The organism is Sunxiuqinia sp. A32 (assembly GCF_052690465.1).
In genome coordinates this window covers 58,919-66,203 of record NZ_JBQYLI010000025.1, presented here as the reverse complement: position 1 = coordinate 66,203, position 7,285 = coordinate 58,919, and the positions used below count along the sequence as shown (strand labels likewise).

Here is a 7,285-nt window from a genome sequence, read left to right as displayed (position 1 = left end):
ACCAGTAAATGAGAAAATAAGCATTTACATCCTATTAAATTAAGTATAAATCTGTCAAGCTATTTTAGGAAAGGTCAGTTGTTTTGGAAAAGGTCAACGCCAAGTGCGCTTTTTTGAGTTCCTGCGCCATTTTTACGGCTTCCTTTTAACTTTATTCTCGTCCTGTTGCATTTTTTCAAGTTTCTGGCGCGTATTTATAGTCCCTGTGCCGTTTTTTCGAATTTCTGCTTCAATTTTCAGCTCCCTGCGTTAAAATTTTGAATCCCTGTGCCGCAGCAATGCATAAAATTGGTGCAGGGCGGGCCAAAACCCTGCAGGACGCCAACAGAGCTCGCAGGGCACTACGAATCATCACATTACAACCATTTTATTACAAATACTCCTTTACAAAAATGCACAAAAGCAGGGATAAAATGTTAGAAAATACTGAACTTCACACCGCCATTAAATACAAATCCATCGGTTGGTGCCCATATATCCCGGAATGTTGGATTGTTTACAGGAGGTAAGACCAGCGCTTCAAATTCACCTTGATGCGTATTGGTGAAATTTTCGAAGTTTATGAATACCGAAAACTTTTCAAATATCCGCATCAGCATAAATCCCATCACCCAATAATCAGACTTTTCGTTGTAGCTGTTATCAAATTGATTTCCGGTATAATACAATTCATATCCTGCAGTCCATTTTTCTTCAATTTCGTACATGAGTGCAAAACCTAAATTGTGCTTTGGAGTCAATGGTTTTTGATTGTTAATGTTATCATATTTCAGCTGGGTATTTATCAAGGTATAGTCCATGTAAAGCTTAAAATCACTGTACGATAACTTGATATTGGTTTCGATTCCCGAACTTAAAACATTACCATCGGCACTTTCAAAATACGCAAGATTCGAGTTGTCATCTTCCCTGAGTACCAAAGCGTTTTTAAGCTGGGTGAGGAAAAACAGTTGATTGATAGAGAAAGTTATTTCGTCCCACAAAGCTGTTTTATAATTGATATCAAAATTGCCCCCAATGGAGGTCTCTACATCAACCATATCGTTTGATAAAGGTTGAATACCCCTGAAGTAAAGCCTCTCAGCATCTTCGGTAAAAATGGTTGGTAGCTTATACCCCATTGCGCCACCAATGCGGGAACTAAGCTTATTGCTTGCCTTAAACAGGATCGATAAACGAGGTAACACAAATGTACCATAGTCAGTATTATAATCGGTTCTTAAACCAGCCTCCACAACCAGTTTGTCGCTTAAATCGGTTGTATTCTGAATGAACCCACCCACGGTATTGTGCGAGTAATCTCTTACAGGTGAGGAACCCGTCGTTTCTTCTGCAAACTTTTCCAGGTAATGATTGATTCCAAACTGCCAGTCTGTATCGGAGTTTTTATGCAAAATGTACATTGCTTCAGTAAAGTTTGAGATTTGATTCCCATCAAAAGTGTAAGCAGGAACGGTTAATTCTCTTTGGAAGTAGGAAATACTATTCTTAAAACTTATTGTTCGGTCTTCTTTTGTATTTCTAAACGCTAATTGTGTTGAATATCGATCCGAATTATTTTCTTCAAAAAACACGTGTTCACCACTTTCATTTCCCTTTAGTACTTCTGTATCTCCACCCGTGCGGGTATCAAAAGCGGTATTTAATCCCAAGCTAAGTTCAGTATTGGAGTTGATGTAGTAATAAAATTTCGGATTAAAATTATAGGTTTTGGCTTTAGGAAGATTGGAAAATCCATCGTCATCGGGGTCATATGCTTTTTGTTTGCTAACCGCACTGTAAAACGTCAATCCTGTTTTGCCATATTTTTGGGTATAAAAAAGGTTTGCAGTTGTGCCCATTGCGCTTGTTTGATTAAACATGACGTCAAGAACAGGATCGTCTTCTGGTGTTATACTTATCAGATTTACCAAACCCGCAATTGCTCCACCGCCATACAAGGTGGAACTACTTCCTTTAATAAGTTCAACCTGCTTTAAATCGAGTGGCGGAATTTGCATAATTGACAGTCCACCGGCAAATCCACCGTAAAGTGGGAATCCGTCTTTTAAAATTTGAGTGTATCTCCCATCCAGTCCTTGAATACGAATGCTCATATTACCTGAGCTTAGCGAAGTTTGCTGCATCTGCACTCCGGTGGTTTCTCGTAAAAGCATTCCAACATTACTGGAATTCATCGCAGCATTTTCTCCAAGCTCTTCACCTGTTATGGCTTCAATTCTCGTGGGAACATCCTGTATCGTCCTTGATGAACGGGTTGTTGCAATGACGATTTCTTGTAATTCTTCCCCTGCCTCCAATTCAATTTCAATGGTTTTATTATTATCCTCAGGAAACGAAAGGGTAACTTCTTTTTCTTCGTATCCAACAAAAGAGATTACAAACTCATATTTGCCATCGTGCAAATCATCAAATGTTGCCAGCCCTTCGGTATTGGTAATCGTACCATTTGTAGTGCCTTCAATTACCACGCTCGCCCCAATTAAGGGTTCGCCTGATTCTTCTTGTACACTAAAAGTCACACGGTTTTGGGCAAAAGTATGGCAAAACAAAAGTATTCCTGAAATGAGTAGTATATATCGCATAATTAGATTTTCAAAAAACTCAAAAGTAAGGTTTTGCCTTTAAATTAGCAGCAATCGGCTCTGCAAATTGTACTCTTTGTAAAGCTTTGGTAATGTTGTCAATCTACTTTAGATAAAGCAGACTCTCCCCTGACACGACTATAGATTGATCGGGGAACTTGAATGGTCACGACATGTCGTGACCTTCTTTTAGTTGTTCTTTACACTTATAGTATATTCTTTCCCCCCACCTACCTATTCGAATATGCAATTGAAAGCCACCAATCCATTTAGTTTTCCTCTAGCCGGAAGGCTTTTCATTTTTCATTCGATAAAAATGAAAAAAAAATCTTGTCAAAATTATCCTTCTTCCCACTGGCCATCGCCGGCCCAGCCGATTTTGACTGGCCAACGCTTCAACAATAAAGAGTTGGATTTCGCAGATTTTGATCGGCCTTTTGAAGTTTTAATCTAGAAAACAAAGGAAGAAAATAAGGATGGTACTGGTAAGCAATCCTGTTTGAGTTCGACGACAGACGAACGAGTTGGATTGTGGGGTTTTTCCGATCTGTAGTTTTCTTTTAAAACTTCAATCAGCCTTGATCTTTTCATTCTTTTGGATCAAGCCAAAAGGACAGGAGACTGTACTGTGCATAAGCCGTTGCATTTCCAAGAAAACTCAGCTAATGAGTAATTGAGGAACTTGAATGGTCACGACATGTCGTGACCTTCTATTGTTGTTCTTTACACTTAGGATATATTCTCTCACCCCCCTGGGATAATTAGAGAATTAATGAAGACAACTGTCCACTCGGAACTGCGCCTGTATACTATCCTCGAAAACCCTTATTTCAACTGAATCTAAATTCTTCATTTTGGCTAATTATCTCTTTAAAATTTTCTGCCAATTCCCAGATTTGGCGCATCTTTGCAAAAAAAATACATGAAAGTCAGTCAGCTGTGCAAGCTATTGGATGCCCAGGTTATTTGTGGCAAGGAGTTTTACAATAATGAAATTGAAAAAGGTTACAGTTCTGACCTTATGAGCGACGTGCTCACTCTTGATACAGACAACCTACTTTTAATCACCGGACTTTGCAATCTGCAAACAATCCGAACCGCAGAAATGGCTGATATTCGCTTTATTGTTTTTGTTCGTAACAAAACTGCGAATGAGGATATGCTGACGTTGGCACGCGAAAACAACATGTGTATTTTAGAATCTCCTTACACTTTATTTAAGGCCAGTGGCATATTGTACGAAGCCGGATTAAATCCAGTCTATTAGTTATGACATTGACTTTTCATATTGAAGGAGGAAACTTTACCAGGGCTGGACATGCGTCCAGTGAAGTAAAGAAAATGTTGAAGCAACTGGGAGTAGATGCCAAGTGCATAAAAAATATCGTGATTGCGCTTTATGAAGCTGAAGTTAATGTAGTTGCTCATGCCTATGAAGGTGAGATGAACGTTTTAATTGATGACAACCAGATAAAGACAATCATTACAGATAAGGGTCCCGGGATTGCGGATATTGAACTTGCGATGCAGGTTGGTTATTCCACTGCAAGCAAAAAAGTAAGAGAAATGGGATTTGGAGCAGGAATGGGCCTCCCAAATATTAAAAAGAATACCGACGAGTTAAAGATTGAATCGAAAGTTGGAGAAGGAACAACTGTTAGTATGACCAATATTTTTTCATGACGGCAATAAAAACATATCACGCACTGAAAGTGGACGAGCAAAAATGCATCGGGTGTACCCATTGCATGAAGGTTTGTCCTACCGAAGCAATTCGACTTCGAAATGGATTAGCTTCCATTCAGGAGGTGCGCTGTGTGGATTGCGGACAATGCATGCGTGCTTGTCCCGAAAAAGCCATTTATGTTGAGCAGGACGATATTGATCAAATAAAACAGTTTAAATATCGGGTGGTTTTGTTTCCATCCATCATGATTGGTCAGTTTCCGGAGAAATACACAGAAGACCAGATTTACTCTGCACTTTTAAAAATTGGTTTTACTCATGTTTTTGAAGTGGAACAACCCGTTGGATTCCTAAAAGATTCCATCAAAGAATATTGTCGAAAAGAAAAAAAACACAAACCCCATATTTCAACCTTCTGCCCTGCAGTTGTCCGATTAATTAAGATTCGGTATCCATCATTGGTTGACCACTTAATCCAGCGAAAGTCTCCACACGATCTGGGAGCACACTTTGCCATTGAGCAGCTGAAAAAACAAGGTGCAACTGAAAAAGAAATTGGTTTATTTTATGTTACGCCTTGCAGTGCGAAAATTGCTTCTGTAAAAAGTCCGGTTGGTGAAAAAGAATCCATTGTGGATGGTATATTGAATATGAACGCAATATACAATCGGGTGATGAAAGCTATTGATGATCAGGAAGCGCCGGATAGTACAAAACAAAGGCAAAATCTAACCCGTGATGGGATTCTCTGGAGCCTAACTCGTGGCGAATCCAAACATTTTGGCGAGCGCAGTATGGCAATTGATGGCATCCACAATGTCATTCGTTTTCTGGAACGACTGGAAAACGAGGAAGTACCAGAGATTGATTTTCTTGAATTACGGGCATGTGATCAAAGTTGTGCCGGTGGTATTCTGATGACAGGAAATCGTTTTCTCACCGTGGAACGATTGGAACGTCGCGCGAAACGGTATTCACCATCATGGAAATTTAAAGATTCACCTATTCAGGCTGATGCTGAAAAAATAAAAGAAAAACTGATTGCCGATAAAATTCAACCCAAACCCGTATTTATGCTGGATGATAACAGAAGTCGTGCGCTTGAAAAAATGAATAAGGCGCAACGAATCATCTGTTTTCTTCCTGGAATTGACTGCGGTGCTTGTGGTGCTCCCAACTGTCAGGCCCTGGCCGAGGATATGGCGCAGGGAAAAGCAAAAATGTCTGACTGCATATTTTTGCAACAACTTTGGCAGGAAGAAGGAAAAATTAAAGCGACCAAAGCTTTTAAGAACGTAGAAAAGAAATGGGGTAAAGATCGGTTTCAGGCTGATTGTAATAAAAGAGGAAGAAGAAATGAAGGTTTCTGAAATAGTTGAAAAATTAGACTTAAAAGTGGTTTCCGGCAAAAATGGACTTGACCGTGAAATCGAAGGAGGATATGTATCCGATTTGTTAAGCGACGTCATGGGACATGCACGTGAGAATCAAATATGGATAACACTTCAAGTACACCAAAATGTGATGGCAATTGCATCATTAAAAGATTTGGCAGCTGTGATCCTGGTAAAGAATTTCCAGGCAAATGAAAACACCATTCAACACAGTAATGATGAGCAAATTCCAATATTGTCAACTTCATTGTCGACATTTGAAATTGCTGGTAAGCTTTATGAATTGCTGAATAAACAAACATGAAAAAGTTCCGGGCTGATCTACACATACATACTGTTTTATCTCCCTGTGCAGATTTGGAAATGAGCCCCGATCAAATTATCAGTCGGGCCCTTGAAATGGAACTGAACATCATTGCCATAACCGATCATAACAGCACCAAGCAATGTGCCATTGTGAAAAAGATGGCCGAAGGAACCGACCTCTTCGTAATCAACGGATGCGAAGTAAATAGTTCCGAAGAAATACATGCCATTTGCTTGTTCGAGGATGACTATACAAGAAATAAGTTTCAGCTTTTTTTGGACAAACATTTGCCACATGTTCCCAATCACAGAACCTATTACAACCAGCAGGTAGTTGTTGATGAAGAAAATCGAATTGTCGAAGAAATTGAAAATTACCTGGCTACGACACTCGATGTTGGAATTGAAGTGATTGAGAAAACGGTGCATGAGCTAAATGGTCTGTTTATCCCGGCACACATAGATCGCCCCATCAATAGTATTTACAGCCAATTGGGATTTATTCCGATCGATTTACAGATCGATGCCTTGCAAATCACCAAGCAGGCCAACGAAAAATATACAAGAGTGAAATATGACATTCACGAAGAAGTGTCTTTAATTAAAGCTTCGGACGCCCATTATATTGAAGATTTCGGAAGTGGATATTCCACCTTCTCAATCAATGAACTTACGTTTCAGGAAATCAAATGGGCTCTCCTCCAAAAAAACGGAAGATCAGTTAATATTGACTCATGAACGAATTAGCCCTTCACATACTCGATATTGCACAAAACTCAACACGTGCAAAGGCAAAATTGATTCAAATCACCATCATTGAAAATACGATGAAGAATGAATATTCAATTATCATAGAAGACGATGGAGCTGGCATGAGTCAAGAAGAAGTGGTCAAAGTAGTTGATCCGTTTTACACGTCCCGGACTACCAGGAAAGTAGGTTTGGGAATCCCACTACTGAAACATACAGCTGAACAAACAGAGGGAACTTTCAATATCAAATCTGAAAAAGGGAAAGGCACGAAACTGGAAGCTCATTTAAAAAAGAAACACATTGACCGTCCAATTTTAGGGGATATCGCCGGAACCTTAATGATTTTAGTATCCAATGAAAGTGATGCGGATATTGTATATCAACACCAAACAGATAAAGGTGAATATGAATTTGACACACGTGAGGTAAAAAACTCATTGGATGGAATGCCAATCACAACCCCTGAAATCCGACAATTTATCAAAGAGATGATTGTTCAGAATTTAGAACAAATTCAAATTAGCGAATAATGATAAAAATTAGAAATAAATAATCAGAAAG

7 protein-coding genes are annotated in these 7,285 nt (G+C 39.2%); 6 read left to right on the top strand and 1 reads right to left on the bottom strand.

Annotated elements, in window-relative coordinates; all coding sequences use genetic code 11:
* Positions 1–416: 416 nt before the first annotated feature.
* Positions 417–2,585, bottom strand: a complete 2,169-nt coding sequence (locus tag ACUNWD_RS19245) for a TonB-dependent receptor (protein WP_445589490.1) — start codon at positions 2,583–2,585, stop codon at positions 417–419.
* Between the two features lie 922 nt (positions 2,586–3,507).
* On the opposite strand from ACUNWD_RS19245, the gene ACUNWD_RS19240 reads away from it, so the two are divergent.
* From ACUNWD_RS19240 to ACUNWD_RS19215, 6 genes are read left to right on the top strand one after another with little or no spacing between them, the layout of a single operon-like run.
* Complete coding sequence (locus tag ACUNWD_RS19240) at positions 3,508–3,852, top strand: hypothetical protein (RefSeq protein WP_445589489.1); 345 nt, start codon at positions 3,508–3,510, stop codon at positions 3,850–3,852.
* 2 nt (positions 3,853–3,854) lie between these two features.
* The gene (locus tag ACUNWD_RS19235; RefSeq protein ID WP_445589488.1) at positions 3,855–4,268 is read left to right on the top strand and encodes an ATP-binding protein; all 414 of its coding nucleotides are present in this window, start codon (positions 3,855–3,857) and stop codon (positions 4,266–4,268) included.
* Positions 4,265–5,641: a [Fe-Fe] hydrogenase large subunit C-terminal domain-containing protein gene (locus tag ACUNWD_RS19230; protein WP_445589487.1), complete on the top strand. Its 1,377-nt coding sequence runs from the start codon at positions 4,265–4,267 to the stop codon at positions 5,639–5,641. Before ACUNWD_RS19235 ends, ACUNWD_RS19230 begins: the two co-directional genes overlap by 4 nt.
* Positions 5,628–5,969 carry a DRTGG domain-containing protein gene (locus ACUNWD_RS19225; protein WP_445589486.1) on the top strand — a complete coding sequence of 114 codons (342 nt, stop codon included), beginning with the start codon at positions 5,628–5,630 and terminating at the stop codon, positions 5,967–5,969. Before ACUNWD_RS19230 ends, ACUNWD_RS19225 begins: the two co-directional genes overlap by 14 nt.
* Positions 5,966–6,709: a PHP domain-containing protein gene (locus tag ACUNWD_RS19220; protein WP_445589485.1), complete on the top strand. Its 744-nt coding sequence runs from the start codon at positions 5,966–5,968 to the stop codon at positions 6,707–6,709. The genes ACUNWD_RS19225 and ACUNWD_RS19220 overlap by 4 nt, the downstream gene beginning before the upstream one ends.
* Positions 6,706–7,254 (top strand): ATP-binding protein, encoded by a 549-nt coding sequence (locus ACUNWD_RS19215; RefSeq protein WP_445589484.1) that lies wholly within the window; start codon positions 6,706–6,708, stop codon positions 7,252–7,254. Before ACUNWD_RS19220 ends, ACUNWD_RS19215 begins: the two co-directional genes overlap by 4 nt.
* Positions 7,255–7,285 lie beyond the last annotated feature (31 nt).

Excerpts from the sequence above, each read along its gene's own strand:
- ACUNWD_RS19245 (WP_445589490.1), bottom strand. The coding sequence starts at position 2,585 with ATGCGATATATACTACTCATTTCAGGAATACTTTTGTTTTGCCATACT.
- ACUNWD_RS19240 (WP_445589489.1), top strand. The coding sequence starts at position 3,508 with ATGAAAGTCAGTCAGCTGTGCAAGCTATTGGATGCCCAGGTTATTTGT.
- ACUNWD_RS19235 (WP_445589488.1), top strand. The coding sequence starts at position 3,855 with ATGACATTGACTTTTCATATTGAAGGAGGAAACTTTACCAGGGCTGGA.
- ACUNWD_RS19230 (WP_445589487.1), top strand. The coding sequence starts at position 4,265 with ATGACGGCAATAAAAACATATCACGCACTGAAAGTGGACGAGCAAAAA.
- ACUNWD_RS19225 (WP_445589486.1), top strand. The coding sequence starts at position 5,628 with ATGAAGGTTTCTGAAATAGTTGAAAAATTAGACTTAAAAGTGGTTTCC.
- ACUNWD_RS19220 (WP_445589485.1), top strand. The coding sequence starts at position 5,966 with ATGAAAAAGTTCCGGGCTGATCTACACATACATACTGTTTTATCTCCC.
- ACUNWD_RS19215 (WP_445589484.1), top strand. The coding sequence starts at position 6,706 with ATGAACGAATTAGCCCTTCACATACTCGATATTGCACAAAACTCAACA.